At 72.1% G+C, this 15,983-nt stretch carries 13 protein-coding genes; 9 read left to right on the top strand and 4 right to left on the bottom strand.

Annotation, left to right across the window (positions count from 1 at the left end):
• Window positions 1–28: 28 nt before the first annotated feature.
• From FJK98_RS30970 to recR, 3 genes are all read left to right on the top strand, one after another.
• On the top strand, window positions 29–2,800 hold the full coding sequence (locus FJK98_RS30970) for a DNA polymerase III subunit gamma and tau (protein ID WP_145922170.1): 2,772 nt from the start codon (window positions 29–31) through the stop codon (window positions 2,798–2,800).
• Between the two features lie 110 nt (window positions 2,801–2,910).
• Entirely contained in the window at window positions 2,911–3,219 is a 309-nt protein-coding gene (locus tag FJK98_RS30965; protein ID WP_228544755.1) for a YbaB/EbfC family nucleoid-associated protein, read from the top strand.
• A 7-nt stretch (window positions 3,220–3,226) separates the two neighbouring features.
• Entirely contained in the window at window positions 3,227–3,820 is a 594-nt protein-coding gene (gene recR / locus FJK98_RS30960; RefSeq protein WP_088647762.1) for a recombination mediator RecR, read from the top strand.
• An 85-nt stretch (window positions 3,821–3,905) separates the two neighbouring features.
• On the opposite strand, the gene FJK98_RS30955 is transcribed toward recR, so the two are convergent.
• On the bottom strand, window positions 3,906–4,496 hold the full coding sequence (locus tag FJK98_RS30955; protein WP_145922169.1) for a hypothetical protein: 591 nt from the start codon (window positions 4,494–4,496) through the stop codon (window positions 3,906–3,908).
• Window positions 4,497–5,158: 662 nt separating this feature from the next.
• On the opposite strand from FJK98_RS30955, the gene FJK98_RS30950 reads away from it, so the two are divergent.
• The 5 genes from FJK98_RS30950 (at window position 5,159) to FJK98_RS30930 (ending at window position 11,256) form a co-directional block, all read left to right on the top strand.
• A complete protein-coding gene (locus FJK98_RS30950) occupies window positions 5,159–6,838 on the top strand; it encodes an ABC transporter substrate-binding protein (protein ID WP_145922168.1) in 1,680 nt (559 codons plus the stop codon).
• Window positions 6,839–6,937: 99 nt separating this feature from the next.
• The gene (locus tag FJK98_RS30945) at window positions 6,938–7,945 is read left to right on the top strand and encodes an ABC transporter permease (protein WP_145922167.1); all 1,008 of its coding nucleotides are present in this window, start codon (window positions 6,938–6,940) and stop codon (window positions 7,943–7,945) included.
• Window positions 7,942–9,009 (top strand): ABC transporter permease, encoded by a 1,068-nt coding sequence (locus FJK98_RS30940; RefSeq protein ID WP_145922166.1) that lies wholly within the window; start codon window positions 7,942–7,944, stop codon window positions 9,007–9,009. The genes FJK98_RS30945 and FJK98_RS30940 overlap by 4 nt, the downstream gene beginning before the upstream one ends.
• Before the next feature lie 106 nt (window positions 9,010–9,115).
• Window positions 9,116–10,102 (top strand): ABC transporter ATP-binding protein, encoded by a 987-nt coding sequence (locus FJK98_RS30935; protein ID WP_145922165.1) that lies wholly within the window; start codon window positions 9,116–9,118, stop codon window positions 10,100–10,102.
• Between the two features lie 77 nt (window positions 10,103–10,179).
• Complete coding sequence (locus FJK98_RS30930; protein ID WP_145923088.1) at window positions 10,180–11,256, top strand: ABC transporter ATP-binding protein; 1,077 nt, start codon at window positions 10,180–10,182, stop codon at window positions 11,254–11,256.
• Window positions 11,257–11,326: 70 nt separating this feature from the next.
• Here the strand turns inward: FJK98_RS30930 and FJK98_RS30925 are convergent, their stop codons facing one another.
• Both FJK98_RS30925 and FJK98_RS30920 read right to left on the bottom strand, forming a co-directional pair.
• Window positions 11,327–11,770 carry a hypothetical protein gene (locus FJK98_RS30925; protein WP_145922164.1) on the bottom strand — a complete coding sequence of 148 codons (444 nt, stop codon included), beginning with the start codon at window positions 11,768–11,770 and terminating at the stop codon, window positions 11,327–11,329.
• On the bottom strand, window positions 11,752–12,411 hold the full coding sequence (locus FJK98_RS30920) for an HNH endonuclease family protein (RefSeq protein WP_088643797.1): 660 nt from the start codon (window positions 12,409–12,411) through the stop codon (window positions 11,752–11,754). Before FJK98_RS30920 ends, FJK98_RS30925 begins: the two co-directional genes overlap by 19 nt.
• Before the next feature lie 108 nt (window positions 12,412–12,519).
• Between FJK98_RS30920 and FJK98_RS30915 the strand changes: the two genes are divergently transcribed.
• On the top strand, window positions 12,520–13,983 hold the full coding sequence (locus tag FJK98_RS30915) for an MFS transporter (RefSeq protein ID WP_145922163.1): 1,464 nt from the start codon (window positions 12,520–12,522) through the stop codon (window positions 13,981–13,983).
• 165 nt (window positions 13,984–14,148) lie between these two features.
• Here the strand turns inward: FJK98_RS30915 and leuA are convergent, their stop codons facing one another.
• Complete coding sequence (gene leuA, locus FJK98_RS30910; RefSeq protein ID WP_145922162.1) at window positions 14,149–15,903, bottom strand: 2-isopropylmalate synthase; 1,755 nt, start codon at window positions 15,901–15,903, stop codon at window positions 14,149–14,151.
• Window positions 15,904–15,983 lie beyond the last annotated feature (80 nt).

The following is a 15,983-nucleotide window of genomic DNA, read 5'->3' as shown; positions in this document are numbered from 1 at the left end:
ATGGCTCGGTCGAGAGGAGGCGGGGCGAGTGACGCTGGCGCTCTACCGCAAGTACCGGCCGCGCACCTTCGCCGAGGTCATCGGCCAGGAGCACGTCACCGAGCCGTTGTCGCAGGCGCTGCGCAGCGGTCGGCTCAACCACGCCTACCTGTTCTCCGGCCCCCGGGGCTGCGGCAAGACCTCCAGCGCCCGGATCCTGGCCCGTTCGCTCAACTGCGAGCAGGGCCCCACCCCGGAGCCGTGCGGGCAGTGCGACTCCTGCCGGTCGCTGGCCGTCGACGGCTCCGGCTCGATCGACGTCATCGAGATCGACGCGGCCAGCCACGGCGGCGTCGACGACGCCCGTGAGCTGCGCGAGAAGGCGTTCTTCGCGCCGGCCCGCAGCCGGTTCAAGATCTACGTCATCGACGAGGCGCACATGGTCTCGTCGGCCGGCTTCAACGCCCTGCTCAAGCTGGTCGAGGAGCCCCCGGAGTACGTCAAGTTCATCTTCGCCACGACCGAGCCGGAGAAGGTCCTCGGCACGATCAAGTCGCGGACCCACCACTACCCGTTCCGGCTGATCCCGCCGAAGGTGCTCCGGCCGTACCTGGAGCAGCTCGCCCAGGCCGAGGGGGTGACGGTCGATCCGGCGGTCTTCCCGCTGGTGGTGCGCGCCGGTGGTGGCAGCGCCCGGGACAGCCTCTCCGTGCTCGACCAGCTCATCGCGGGCGCCGGCCCGGAGGGGGTCAGTTATCCCCGGGCCGCCGCGCTGCTCGGCGTCACCGACTCCGCGCTGATCGACGAGATGTGCGACGCGCTGGCCGCCGGGGACGGCGCGGCGGCGTACGCGACCGTCGACCGGGTGGCCGAGGCCGGTCACGATCCCCGCCGGTTCGCCGCCGACCTGCTGGAACGCCTGCGTGACCTGATCGTGCTCCAGCAGGTGCCGGACGCCGCCGGCAAGGGCCTGATCGACGGTCCGGCCGACCAGATCGAGCGGATGGCCGCCCAGGCCCAGCGGCTCGGCCCGGCGACCCTGTCCCGCTGCGCCGACATCGTGCACAACGGCCTGGTCGACATGCGCGGCACCACCGCTCCCCGGCTGCTGCTGGAGCTGATCTGCGCCCGGATGCTGCTGCCCGGCGTCGACGACTCCACAGGTGGCCTGCTCCAGCGTCTGGAACGGATGGAGCGCCGGCTCACCCTGGGTGCCGTCGACCTGCCGCCGGCCGCCGCCGGCTCCGCACCTCCCCCCGCCCCCACCGAGGTACGCCCCCAGCCCGCCCCGGCCGTCGCCGACTCCCCGGCGGCTCCGGGAGCCCTCACCGGGGCGGCTGCCGCGCGGGCCGCCGCTGCCCGCCCCGGATCGTCCCCGCCGGCACCCGCCGCGCCGACGTCGGGTGGCACACCGGTCGCCGACGCGGCTCCGGTACGCCGTCCGGTGCCGCCGTCGGCGGTGCTGCCCGATCCGGCGACGCCCGAGCCACCCCGTCCGGGCAGCGACCCGGTGGGTGCGCTCGACGCGGTGGCCGTCCGGCGGGCGTGGCCGGAGGTGGTCGGCAAGGTCAACCGGACGAACAAGCGGATCGCCGCCCTGATGCGGGACGCGGTGGTCCGGGACCTCGACGGGGACACGCTGGTGGTGACCGTGAAGTCGGTGGTGCTGGCCAAGATGATGGCCGACCACGCCCGGGTGCTCACCGACGCGCTCTACGAGGAGTTGGGCGGTCGCTGGCAGATCCGCTGCGAGGTGGCCGGCGAGCGGGGCGGGGTGACCCCCGGTGGTCCGTCCCGTCCGGCCCGCCCGTCCACGCCTCCCGCCGACTCTCCGCCCGGCCCGCCCGACGGTGGCGCCACCCCCCAGCCGGCCCGTCCGTCCGCCGGCCCGGACGCCGGTTCCGGTCCCTCGGGCGTGCCCGGCGGACCGGCGGCCCGGCCCGACGCCTTCCCGCCCGCTGACGCGACCGGCGCGAACGGCGGGCCCAACGCGCACGGCGCGGCGGGCGGGGCCGGCCCCGGTGGCCCGCACGGGGTGCCGGGTGCTGCCGGTGCGGTGGACGGCTCGGGCGCGGGCGGGGCGACCGCCGTGGCGGTGCGGGCTGGCGACCCGCAGGCGCAGGGCGGCGGGGCCAACCCGGCCGACGACGACTGGCCCGAGCCGGCCCGTCCTGGTGGCGAGGACGGATGGCGGGAGGCTGCCCGCCCCGCCGAGGCCGGCAGCGCGGGCGATGCCGGCGACTGGCCCGAGGCGGCCCGCCCGGGCGGCTCGGCGGCCACGGCGACGATGACCGGCGGTACGGCGCAGTCCGGGTCGGCGGGCGGATCTCCGGGCACGCAGCCCGCGCCAGGCCCGGCCGGGGCGTCGGGACCACGGGCGGTGGCACCGGCCGGGGCGGCGACCGCGCGTGCCGGCGGGGCGGCTCCTGTCGTACCCAGGCCGGCGGGACAGGCTACGGCCCCGGCACAGACCGGTGCGGCCCCGGTGAGCAGCGCGATCGCGGCGGCACGGGCGGCTGCTGCGGCGGCTGCCGCCGGCACCGCCAAGGGGCCCCGGTCCGCCCAGCCGGCACGCCGGACGGCGGACGCCGACTGGGCCGGTGAGCCACCGTACGACCCGGACTACGACGGGCCGGGGCGTGGCGGTGGACGCTCGCAGCCCACGACGGCTCCGGCCTACGAGGGGTTCGATCCGGGTGACGAACCGCTGGACGAGGTGATCGACGAGCGGACCGCCCGGCAGTCGAGCGAGGAGCAGGCGGTGCAGTTGCTCCGGGAGGCGTTCGGGGCCGAGAAGATCGACGAGGTGGACGCGCGCTGACCCGCCGTCGCCCGGACCGGAGACCACCGGCCGTGCCCGACTAGGCTGGGCGCGGCCGAGCAGACGAGTGCGAGAAGGAGCCATCCGTGCGCCCAGGTGGACAGCCGAACATGCAGCAGATGCTGAAGCAGGCGCAGAAGATGCAGCAGCAGATCGCCAAGGCGCAGGCCGAACTGGCCGAGGCCGAGCTGACCGGCACCGCTGGCGGCGGCCTGGTCACCGCGACCGTGTCCGGCTCCGGCGAGGTCAAGAGCATCAGGATCGATCCGAAGGCGGTCGACCCGGAGGACGTCGAGACTCTGGAGGACCTGGTCGTCGCGGCCCTGCACAACGCCGCCGAGGCGGCCAAGGAGCTGACCGACCAGAAGATGGGCCCGGTGGCCGGCGGCATGGGCGGCCTCGGCCTGCCCGGATTCTGACCCGCAGATGTACGAGGGTGCCATCCAGGACCTGATCGACGAGTTGGGGCGGCTGCCGGGCGTCGGCCCGAAGAGCGCCCAACGCATCGCCTTCCACGTCCTGTCGGCGGACCCGGCCGACGTCACCCGGCTCGCCGGTGCGCTGCGCAAGGTCAAGGACCTGGTCCGGTTCTGCACCACCTGCTTCAACGTCGCCGAGTCGGAGCAGTGCCGGATCTGCCGCGATCCGCGCCGCACCGACGAGGTGATCTGCGTGGTCGAGGAACCGAAGGACGTGGTGGCGATCGAGCGGACCGGTGAGTTCCGGGGCCGCTACCACGTGCTCGGCGGGGCGATCAATCCGCTGGAGGGGATCGGCCCGGACAACCTGCGCATCCGCGAGCTGATGAGCCGGCTCAGCGCGGGGACGATCCGCGAGCTGATCCTCGCCACCGACCCGAACACCGAGGGCGAGGCGACCGCGACGTACCTGGCGTTGATGGTCAAGCCGATGGGTATCGCGGTGACCCGCCTGGCCAGCGGCCTGCCGGTCGGCGGCGACCTGGAGTACGCCGACGAGATCACCCTGGGTCGGGCCTTCGAGGGTCGCCGCGCGGTCTGACCCTCGCCGATCACCGGACCGGCCGGTGGAGACACGCCGATGGCCGGCACCCCGGGCGGGGTGCCGGCCATCATCGTCGTACGGGTCAGCTGTTCCAGTGCTGGGCGACGAGGTCGGCGGCCTGGGTCTCCCACTGGGCGTAGTGGTCGGGGTACGCCGACACCTGCACCGTCTGGGCGGCCTTGGTCAGGGGCATGTCCTGCCAGCCGTCGACCTGCTTGAGGCCCTTGAGGAACGCCATCGTGGCGTACTCGGGGTCGGTGATCTGCTCCACCGTGCCCCAGCCGCTGGACGGGCGCTGCTGGAACAGGCCCTGCGAGTCGTGGTCGTTACGGTCACCGAGGTGGCCCAGGTTCTCCAGCTTCGACTCCTGCAGGCTGGTCGCGATCGAGACGACGGCGGCGCGTTCGTCCATGCCGGCCTTCTTCGTCGCGGCGATGATCGCCTTGGCGTTGGCGGTCTGCTCGTCGTTGAGGTCGATGCGCGACTGCTCGCCCTGCACGCCGTGCGGGATCAGCTTGCCGGTGTCGACGGCCGGCTTGTCGGCCTGCACCACGGCCACGGGCCGGGTGTCGACGGTGGTGGTGTCGTGGTTGAGCGGGCCGGCGGCGATGCCTCCGGCGACGGCGAGGCCGGCGATACCGAGGATGCTCTTACGCAGGATGGTGGTGTTCATGGGGAAGCTCCTTCGGGGGTAGACGCCCCGCCCGGCCGGTGGAGGGCCGGGTGCGCCCGTGGGGGACGGGCAGCGATGGGGCGTGGGCACCACGTCGGGGGCGCTCATGCGGGGGAGAGAAGTTCAGGGTTCCCGGGCGGGGCGGTGGCCGCTCGTGCCGGGGTCAGGTGTAACGACCGGGGTCCCGGGGCCATTCCCGCAGGACGTGCGGGCCGGCCGGGTGCCGCTGCGGTCGTACGGAGGGTGTAACGCGGTGGGCGCGGTCGGGATTCCGGCCCGGGGGTGCCGCCGGTCACGGGACGTGGACCCCATGACACGCACGAAGCGCCGGACCGGCGCGGAGCGTACCCCCGGAACCGGACACGGGTGCGGACGGCGACCGTACGGTGCCGGCCTGCGGGAGGCGGCGGGGTGAGGGGTGACGGCGGGTGACGGTGGCGACGGCGGGTCCGGACAGCCGGGCAATTTCCGGACATAGCTCCGAGGTGCCGCTGTGACAGTCCCGTTTGTCGGGAGATCCGGCGGTGTCAGACGGAGTGCTTGGTGTCGGGTTGGTAGCGATTGCCTAACGGCCGTTCCGCTTCGGTGTGTCGTGTCATAGCCTCCCGCTCACGGACCGAGCCATGGACCGGCGTTGTTCAGGCGGATGACAGAGGTGAGAGATGCAGGCGAGAAGGCTAAGGACGGCCGTGAGCCTCGTGGCCGTTGCAGCCCTGGCGGTCGGCGCGGCCGGCTGTGCGGAGAGTGACCGCGGCGATGACAACAGTGGCGAGGCCAAGACGGGCGGCACCTTCATCTTCGCCGGTGCCGGTGACCCGAAGAACTTCGACCCGATCTTCAACGACGACGGTGAGTCGTTCCGGCCGGTCCGGCAGATGTACGACACGCTGGTCCAGCACAAGCCGGGCACGGCCGACCTGGTGGGTGGCCTGGCCGAGAGCTGGGAGCACGACCCCGAGGGCAAGGTCTGGACCTTCAAGCTGCGCCAGGGCGTGAAGTTCCACGACGGCACCCCCTTCAACGCCGCCGCGGTCTGCTTCAACTTCGACCGCTGGTACAACATGAAGGGCGCCGCCGCCCAGTCGCAGATGATCTACTACCAGGACGTCTTCGGCGGGTTCGCCAAGAACGAGGCCGAGGGTGCCGGCGAGGCGCTCTACAACAAGTGTGAGGCCAAGGACGACGGCACCGCCGTCGTCACCCTCAACAAGTACAAGGGCGCGTTCCCCGGCGCGTTCGCGCTGACCGCGCTCTCGATCGCCAGCCCGGAGGCCCTCAAGAAGGGTGACGCCGACACGGTCAAGCAGAACGGCGACTCCTTCGAGTACAGCTCGTTCGCGACCACCACCCCGGTCGGCACCGGCCCGTTCACCTTCGGTGGCTGGGACAAGGCCAAGAACGAGATCACCCTGAACCGGAACCCCGACTACTGGGGCGAGAAGGCCAAGGTCGACAAGGTCATCATCAAGGTGATCAAGGACGAGAACACCCGTAAGCAGGAGCTGCGCGCGGGCACCGTCCAAGGCATCGACTTCCCGGCGCCGGCCGACCGCAAGGCGCTGTCCGGTGAGGGCTTCCAGGTCCTCGACCGCCCGGCGTTCAACATCCTCTACCTGGGCATCAACCAGAAGAACCCGAAGCTGAAGGACCTGCGGGTTCGCCAGGCGATCGCCTACGCCCTCAACCGTCAGCAGCTCGTCCAGACCAAGGGCCCGGGTGGCACCAAGGTCGCCGACGAGTTCATGCCGGACACCGTGCTCGGCTACGCCCCGGACGTGCAGAAGTACGAGTACAGCCCGGACAAGGCCAAGCAGCTGCTCAAGGAGGCCGGCGCCGAGGGGCTGACCCTCAACTTCTACTACCCGCCGGACGTCTCCCGGCCGTACATGCCGAACCCGCAGGAGATCTTCACCGTCCTCGCCAACGATCTGCAGGCCGTCGGCATCAAGGTCAACGGTGTGCCGCGTCCGTGGAACGGTGGCTTCAAGGACGACGTGCAGCAGTTCGGCAAGCAGGACCTGCACATCCTCGGCTGGACCGGTGACTACAACGACCCGGGCAACTTCGTCGGCACCTTCTTCGGCCGGGGCAAGGTCGAGTTCGGCGACCAGGCCATGACCGAGATGTTCGAGGCCATCGCCAAGGCCGACGGCACCGTCGACGAGGCGGGCAAGAAGGCGGCCTGGGAGCAGGTCAACCGTGACATCGCCGCCAAGTGGCTGCCGGCCGTGCCGGTCTGGCACGCCCCGCCGGCCATCGTCGTCACCAAGGACGTGCAGGGGCTGGTCGCCAGCCCGCTGACCGACGAGCGGTTCAACACGGTCAGCGTCAGCAGCAAGTGACGTCCGTCGGCTGACGCCGTAGGCGTGCATCGGCCCGGGTCGGGAGCAAGTGCCGGCCCGGGCCGATGCCGCGAACATCGAGAGTCTGGTGTGTGAGAGATGTTGCGAGTCATAGTCCGCCGCCTGCTCCAACTGGTGGTGACGCTGATAGCGCTGTCCGCGCTGATCTTCGTCTGGTTGCGGAACCTGCCCGGCGGCCCGGTCGAGGCGCTGCTCGGCGAGCGGGCCACCCCGGAACGACGGGCGCTGCTGATCAAGGCGCTCGGCTACGACCAGCCGATCCTCGTGCAGTACGGCAAGTTCATGCAGCGGGTCCTCACCGGGGACCTGGGCAACTCGATCCGGACCGGTGACCCGGTCACCGACGTCATCGCCCGCGCCTTCCCGGCCACCATCGAACTGGCCATCGCCGCCATGATCATCGCGGTGGGGCTGGGGGTGCCGCTGGGCTATCTCGCCGCCCGCTACCGGGGCCGACTCCTCGACAACCTGACGATCGCCGGCACCCTGCTCGGCATCTCGATCCCCATCTTCTTCCTGGGCTACCTGCTCAAGGACGTGCTCACCCAGGACATCCACTGGTTCCCGCCGTCCGGGCGGATCAGCACCGGGATGGACAACACCACGGTGACCGGGTTCTACGTCCTGGACGGACTGCTCACCCGGGAGTTCGACGCCAGCGCCGACGCGCTCTGGCACCTGATCCTGCCGGCGATCACGCTGGCCACGATCCCGCTGGCGGTGATCGTCCGGATCACCCGCGCCAGCGTGCTCGACGTGCTCAACGAGGACTACGTACGGACCGCCGAGGCGAAGGGCCTGCGGCACCGCACCATCCGGGGCCGGCACATCCTGCGCAACGCCCTGCTGCCGGTGGTCACCACGATCGGCCTGCAGACGGGCGCGCTGCTCTCCGGCGCGGTGCTCACCGAGAAGGTCTACAACTGGGGCGGGCTCGGCACCCTGATCACCGACTCGATCAGCGGCGGCCGGGACTACCCGGTGCTCCAGGCGATCATCCTGCTCGCCGCGCTGGTCTTCGTGCTGGTCAACCTGCTGGTCGACCTCTCCTACGCCTTCATCGACCCGAGGGTGCGTGTGCGATGACCGACCCGACCACCCGCCCCGGCGTGGGTAAGCCCCGCACCGGCGACAGCCCCACCGACCAGCCCGCCGAGCCGCCGGTCGGGCAGGCCGGCGAGAGCCCGGCGCAACGCCGGGAGCGCAGCCTCGGTCGGCTCGGCGACCGCAAGCGGGCCCGGCTCGACGAGTTGGCGCGGGCCACCGCCGACCCGGGCGGGGTCAGCCTCTACCGGGACGCGCTGCGCCGGCTGCGCCGTAACCCGGTGGCCATCGTCGGCGCCGTCATCGTCGGGCTGTTCGTGCTGGTGGCGATCTTCGCCCCGTTGATCGCCCCGCACGATCCGGTGCAGCGCTTCGACGAGCTGACCCGGGACCTGACCGTGGACAGCATCCCCGGCGCCACCGCCGGGCACCCGTTCGGCTCGGACCCGCTCGGCCGAGACTTTTTCTCCCGCATGATCCACGGGAGCCGGCAGACCCTCTTCGTGGGCGTGCTGGCCACCCTGATCGGGCTCACCCTGGGTGTGCTGCTCGGCGCGATCGCCGGGGCCTTCGGCGGCTGGATCGACGTGGTGCTGATGCGCCTCACCGACGTGATGCTGGCGCTGCCCAGCCTGCTGCTGGCGATCACCCTGGTCGCGATGGCCAGCCGGTCGAGCCAGTGGACGGTGATCTTCGCGGTGGCGATCGTCAGCGTGCCGATCTTCGCCCGGCTGCTGCGCGGCTCGATGCTGGCCCAGCGGGAGAGCGACCACGTCTTCGCCGCGCGGGCGTTGGGCGTCAAGGAACGCAACATCGTCCTGCGGCACATGCTGCCCAACTCGCTGACCGCGGTGATCGTGCAGGCCACGCTGACCTTCGCGGTGGCGATCCTGGACGCGGCGGCGCTGTCCTTCCTCGGCCTCGGCGATCCGGACATCAACCGGGCCGAGTGGGGCCTGATGCTCGGCGTCGACGGCCAGCGCTACTTCGAGGTCCGCCCCGAGCTGGCCTACTATCCGGCGCTCGCGATCATCGTGGTCGCGCTCGGCTTCACCCTGCTCGGTGAGGCCATGCGCGAGGCGATCGACCCGAAGAACCGGCGGTGACGGCGGTGCGGCGGGCCGGCGCGACCGGTCCCGGGCCGGGCGGGCACCCGGTGGGCCGGCGACCGCAGCCGGGAGCGAACGACCAGCACAGTGAGGATGTGACCCGATGAGCCTGCTCGACGTACGTGATCTGAGCGTGGTGTTCCAGCGCCGGGGCGAGCGGCCGTTCACGGCGGTCGACCAGGTCAGCTTCACGGTGGAGCCGGGGCAGACGGTCGGCCTGGTCGGCGAGTCCGGCTGCGGCAAGAGCGTGACCAGCCTGGCGGTCATGGGCCTGCTGCCGAAGCGGGGCAACCGGGTCACCGGTGAGGTGCTCTTCGAGGGCACCGACCTGCTCAGGCTCCGCCCGGACGACCTGCGGGACCGGCGGGGCCGGGACATCGGCATGATCTTCCAGGACCCGCTGTCGTCGCTGAACCCGGTCGTCCCGATCGGGGTGCAGGTCGCCGAGGTGCTGGAGCGGCACCGGGGGATGGACCGCCGCAAGGCCCTGCGGGAGGCGCGGGAACTGCTCGACGCGGTCGGCATCCCCGACCCGGACCGCCGGCTGACGGAGTTCCCGCACCAGATCTCCGGCGGGATGCGGCAGCGGGCCCTGATCGCCATCGCGCTGGCCTGCAAGCCCCGGTTGTTGATTGCGGACGAGCCGACCACCGCGCTGGACGTCACCATCCAGGCGCAGATCCTCACCCTGCTCAAGCAACTGGTCGACGAGACCGGCACCGCGCTCATCATGATCACTCACGATCTCGGGGTGGTGGCGGGTCTCTGCGACACGGTCAACGTGCTCTACGGCGGCAAGGTGGTGGAGCGGGCCGCCCGGCACGAGCTGTTCGCCCGGCCCCGGCACCCGTACACGCACGGGCTGCTCAACTCGGTGCCCCGGCTCGACTCGGTGCGCGGCGAGCGGCTGCACGCGATCCGTGGCTCGGTGGCCGACAACATCCCGTGGGTCGAGGGCTGCGCCTTCGCGCCCCGCTGCGACAACGTGGTGGACGCCTGCCTGGACGGCCCGCCACCGTTGGAGCCCACCGCCACCGGCGGCGACCTGCGGTGCAACAACCCCGTTTCGGAGGAGGTGGCGGTGCCGTGACCGAACGGACCGGAAACACGGAGGGTGCCGCGACCGGGCAGGCCGGGGCGGGGGACACGGCGGAGCAGGGGCGGCCCCTGATCGAGCTGCGCGACGTCAAGGTGCACTTCCCGATCAAGAGCGGGCTGCTGTTCGACCGTACCGTCGGCTACGTCTACGCGGTCGACGGCGTCTCCCTGTCGATCAACGCGGGTGAGACGTACGGGCTGGTGGGCGAGTCGGGGTGCGGCAAGTCGACGCTCGGCCGGGGCCTGCTGCGGCTGGTCGAACCGACCGACGGTGAGATCGTCTTCGACGGCACCGACGTGCGCGCGCTCAAAGGCGAGTCGATGCGCAAGGCCCGCCGCCGGATGCAGATGATCTTCCAGGACCCGCTCTCCAGCCTGGACCCCCGGCAGTCGGTCGAGTCGCTGCTGGTGGAGGGGCTCAAGGCGCACGGGCTGGCCGACGACAAGGAGGCGACGAGCCGGCGGCTGCGGGACACCCTGAAGGCGGTCGGCCTGCCCGCCTCGGCGTTGAGCAGGTACCCGCACGAGTTCTCCGGCGGGCAGCGGCAGCGCATCGGCATCGCCCGCGCGCTGGTGCTCGACCCGGACCTGATCGTCGCCGACGAACCGGTCTCCGCCCTGGACGTGTCGATCCAGGCCCAGGTGCTCAACCTGCTGGAGGACCTCCAGAACGAGCGCGGGCTGACGTACCTGATCATCGCGCACGACCTGGCGGTGGTCCGGCACATCGCCGACACCGTCGGGGTGATGTACCTGGGCGGGCTGGTGGAGGAGGCGTCCAGCGACGACCTCTACCGGGAGCCGATGCACCCCTACACGAAGGCGTTGATGTCGGCGGTGCCGGTGCCGGACCCGCTGGTCGAGGACCGGCGGGAGCGCATCCTGCTCGCCGGTGACCTGCCGTCGCCCACCAACCCGCCGGCCGGCTGCCGGTTCCACACCCGGTGCCCGTGGGCGCAGCCGACCCGGTGCGCCGACGAGCGGCCGGCGCTGCGCGAGGTCGTCGGCGGCCACCGGGTCGCCTGCCACTTCGCCGAGGACATCGCCGCCGGGCGGCTGCGCCCGCACGAGGTGGAACCCGAACTGGTCCGGCCGGACGAGGGTGGGGCGCCGGGCGATCCCGGTGAGCTGATCCCCACCCCGTGAGCAGACGGACAGGGCCCCCTCCCCGGTGAACGGGAAGGGGGCCCTGTCCGTGGGTGCGGCGGCGGGCGGGTCAGCCCTCGGGGCGGTGCAGCAGGGCGAGCGCGACGGTGTGCACGGCGTCGAGGTCGGCCGGGTCGGCGAGCTTGGCCGTCCCGCCGGTCACCGCGTACCACTCGTCGGCGTCCTTGTACTGCACGGTGAGGGTGGCCTGGCCGTCGGCGTACCGGGATTTCAGGGTCAGCTCGCCGGTCACCACGCCGACCTCGTCGGTCATCACCCCGCCGGGGCCGGCGACCAGGTCGGCGGTCAGCTCGCGGGGCCCGCCGGTGCCGCCCGCGTCGGCGGTCATCCCCGCGCCGGGCACCCCGGCCGGGGCGGCGGGCTGCCCGTCGGCGGTCATCCCGGCGGTGGCCGCCCCCGTACCCTCCGGCGCCGCGTCGGCTGCCGTCGCCGGTGTCCCGGCCGGGTCGGTCCCGGCGTCGGCACCGGCGGGTGTCAGCGCTTGCTCGCCCATGTGCAGCCCCCCAACATGTCGGTGATGGCGGCCTTCTCGGCGCTGGTCACCGTCAACTTCCAGTGATGCTTGACCTCTACCCAGTGTTCCGCGTACGTGCACCAGTAGGCGCGGTTCGGCGGTTTCCACTGCGACGGGTCCTGGTCACCCTTGGACCGGTTGGAGCTGGCGGAGACCGCGAAGAGCTGCGGTCGGGTCAGGTCGTTGGCGAAGTCGCCGCGCTTGGCGTCGTCCCACTCGTCGGCACCGGAACGCCACGCGTTGGCCAGCGGCACCATGTGGTCGATGTCCACGTCGGAGGGGTCGGTGAAGGTCCGACCGTCGTAGACGCTCTCCCACCGCCCGCCGACCACGTTGCAGCCGGAGAGGCGGATGTCCTTGCCGTCGCGCTGGAGCACGCTGTCCCGCACGTCGCAGTTCTTGCCGGTGTCCCGCCAGTGCGGGAACCGGTTGCGGCTGTAGCCCTTCATCGAGCCGGCCTCGGCGACGGTCAGCTCCGAGAGCTGCTCACCGACGTTGCCGGAGCTGCCGGGTGGCGCCTCCGGCTCCTCCACCGAGACGTCACAACCACCCGCGCCGAGGGCGAGCAGCGCGGCAAGGGCCGCCGCCACCGCCGCGCGGCCTCCTGATCTGGTACGCACAGACGACACCTCTCCAGCTTGCGGGCTTACGGCGATCCCGCACAGTACCCAAGGCACGGTTTCCGCGTTTCGTGGCGTCTCCGGTCGAGGGCGTGCAGATTGGTACCCATGACGGCACCCGCTCACGCGCTCCGTATCCGTACCACGGCCGGGCGGGGGACGCTGCTCGCCGCGATCCTCGCCTCGGGCATGGTGTTCCTGGACAGCACCGTGGTCAACGTGGCACTTCCCCGGCTGGGCGCGGACCTCGACGCGACCGTCGCCGGTCTGCAATGGACGGTCAACGGGTACGCGCTGATGCTGGCCGCGTTCGTCCTGCTCGGTGGGTCGCTGGGGGACCGGTTCGGCCGGCGGCGGATCTTCCTGATCGGGGTGGTCTGGTTCGCGGTCGCCTCCGCCCTGTGCGGGCTCGCCCAGGACACCAACCAGCTGATCGCCGCCCGGTTCCTCCAGGGCGCGGGCGGCGCGCTGCTCACCCCCGGTTCGCTGTCGGTGCTCCAGGCGAGCTTCCACCCGGACGACCGGGGCCGCGCCATCGGCACCTGGTCCGGGCTGTCCGGGGTGTCCACCGCGCTCGGACCGTTCGTCGGCGGGTGGCTGGTCGACGCGCTCTCCTGGCGGTGGATCTTCTTCATCAACCTGCCGCTCGCGTTCGGCGTGCTGCTGGCGGCGGTGCGCTGGGTGCCGGAGAGCCGGGACGAGAACGCCTCCCGCAGCGCCGGCCGGCGGTTCGACATCGCCGGGGCGCTGCTCGGCGCGCTGGCCCTGGGCGGGCTCACCTACGCCCTGATCGACGCCCCGGTACGCGGCCCCCGCTCCTGGTCGGTGCTGCTCGCCGCCGCGGTGGGCGTCCTCGCCGCGGTCTGCTTCGTGCTGCTCGAACGGCACCGGGGCGAGGGGGCGATGCTGCCCACCACGCTGTTCGGCAGTCGGCTCTTCTCGGTGCTGAACGTGTTCACCGTGCTGGTCTACGCCGCGCTGAGCGGGTTCACCTTCTTCCTCTCCGTCTACCTCCAGAACGCCGTCGGCTGGTCGGCGCTGCGGACCGGGCTGGCCACCGTGCCGATGACCGTGCTGTTGCTGCTCGGCTCGGCACGGGCCGGGGCGCTGTCGGCGCGGATCGGCCCCCGACCGCTGCTGACCGTCGGCCCGGTCGCCGCCGCCGCCGGCCTGCTGCTGCTGCGCCGGGTCGGGCCGGGTGCGTCGTACTGGTTCGACGTGCTGCCCGGGGTGCTGCTGTTCGGGATCGGGCTGACCCTGGTGGTGGCGCCGTTGACCGCGTCGGTGCTGGCTGCCGTCGCGGACCGGTTCGCCGGGGTGGCCAGCGGCTTCAACAACGCCGCGTCGCGTACCGGCGGCCTGCTCGCGGTGGCCGCGCTGCCGCTGCTGGTCGGCCTGTCCGGCACCGGCTACGAGCAGACCGCCGCCCTGACCGACGCGTTCCGGGGCGCGATGACCTGGTGCGCCGGCCTGCTGCTCGGCGGCGCGCTGCTGGCCGGCCTGCTGGTCCACCGCCCCCCGTCCCCGGACCGCGCGCCGGAGCCGGCCGGGCGACCGGCCACGGGCGGGTAGCGGGCGGGACGCGTCGGGGTGGCCGGCCGTCCCGCGTCGGGCCGACTGCCCGTCCCGGGCCGGACGGCCCCCGCCGGGACGGCAGCCGGCCCGGGGCCGGTGGTCGTGATCCGGGATCGTCCGGCCTGCGACCACCGGCCCCGGGCCGGCGGGAGAACCCCGGGATCAGTGCCGGGTGCGGTTGGTGGCGCTGGTGACGGCCTTGATGGAGGCGGTGACGATGTTGGGGTCGGTGCCGACGCCCCACACGGTCTGGCCGTTGATGTCGCACTCCACGTAGGCGGCGGCCTGGGCGTCGCCACCCGAGGAGAGGGCGTGCTCGTGGTAGTCCAGCACGCGTACGGCGACACCCACCGACTGGAGCGCGTTGACGTACGCGTCGATGGGCCCGTTGCCGACGGCGGTGAGGGTGCGCGCCGCGCCGTCGACGACCACCTGGGCCTCGATCTCGACCTTGCCGTCGACGGTGCCGATCGTGTAGCCGGTCAGGTTGACGGCCGGGTCGACCTGGTGGTCGAGCAGGTAGTTGCGGGCGAAGATCTGCCACATGGTGCCCGGCTCGACCTCGCCACCGTCGTGGTCGGTGACCTGCTGTACGACGCCCGAGAACTCGATCTGGAGCCGGCGCGGCAGGTCCAGCTGGTGCTCGGTCTTCATGATGTACGCGACGCCGCCCTTGCCGGACTGCGAGTTGACCCGGATGACCGCCTCGTAGGTGCGGCCCAGGTCCTTCGGGTCGATCGGCAGGTAGGGCACCGCCCAGGTGAACTCGTCGATCGGCACCCCGGCCGCCTCGGCGTCGCGGGCCAGCGCGTCGAAGCCCTTCTTGATGGCGTCCTGGTGGGAGCCGGAGAAGGCGGTGTAGACCAGGTCGCCGGCGTACGGGTGGCGCTCGTGCACGGGCAGCTGGTTGCAGTACTCGACGGCCCGCTTGACCTCGTCGATGTTCGAGAAGTCGATCATCGGGTCGATGCCCTGGGAGAACAGGTTCAGCCCCAGCGTCACCAGGTCGACGTTGCCGGTGCGCTCGCCGTTGCCGAACAGGCAGCCCTCGATCCGGTCCGCGCCGGCCAGCAGGCCCAGCTCGGCGGCGGCGACCCCGGTGCCCCGGTCGTTGTGCGGGTGCAGGCTCAGCACCAGGCTGTCCCGGCGGGGCAGGTGCCGGTGCATCCACTCGATCGAGTCGGCGTACACGTTGGGGGTGGCCATCTCGACGGTGGCCGGCAGGTTGATGATCAGCTTGCGGTCCGGGGTGGGGTCGATCACCTCGATGACCTTGCCGCACACCTCCACCGCGTACTCCAGCTCAGTGCCGGTGTACGACTCGGGCGAGTACTCGTAGTAGATGTCGGTGTCCGGGGTGTGGATCTCGGCGTACTTGCGGCACAGCCGCGCGCCCTGGGTGGCGATGTCGGTGATGCCGTCGCGGTCCAGACCGAAGACCACCCGACGCTGGAGCGTGGAGGTGGAGTTGTAGAAGTGCACGATGGCCCGGTGCGCGCCGCGCAGCGAGGAGAAGGTCCGCTCGATCAGGTGCTCCCGGCACTGGGTGAGCACCTGGATGGTGACGTCGTCGGGGATCAGGTCCTGCTCGATGAGCTGCCGGACGAAGTCGAAGTCGGTCTGGCTGGCCGAGGGGAAGCCGACCTCGATCTCCTTGTAGCCCATCTGCACCAGCAGCTGGAACATCCGCCGCTTGCGTTCCGGCGACATCGGGTCGATCAGGGCCTGGTTGCCGTCGCGCAGGTCGACCGCGCACCAGCGGGGGGCGGCCTCGACGTGCCGGGTCGGCCAGGTGCGGTCCGGCAGGTCGATCCGGAACTGCTGGTGGTACGGCTGGTAACGCTGGTACGGCATCCGGCTGGGACGCTGCCGGGCGATCTGATCGGCTTCGGCGTCGGTGGTGACAGGTTGAGCCATGACGGAGTGCTCCCGTGGGTCAGGTGGCGTCAGCATTGCGAAGGTGTCGGCGGGTGCCGGGCGGCGATGCCCGGACGGTT

Source organism: Micromonospora sp. HM134, from assembly GCF_007833915.1.
Lineage (GTDB): Bacteria > Actinomycetota > Actinomycetes > Mycobacteriales > Micromonosporaceae > Micromonospora > Micromonospora wenchangensis.
This window is presented reverse-complemented; position numbering and strand designations above follow the sequence as displayed.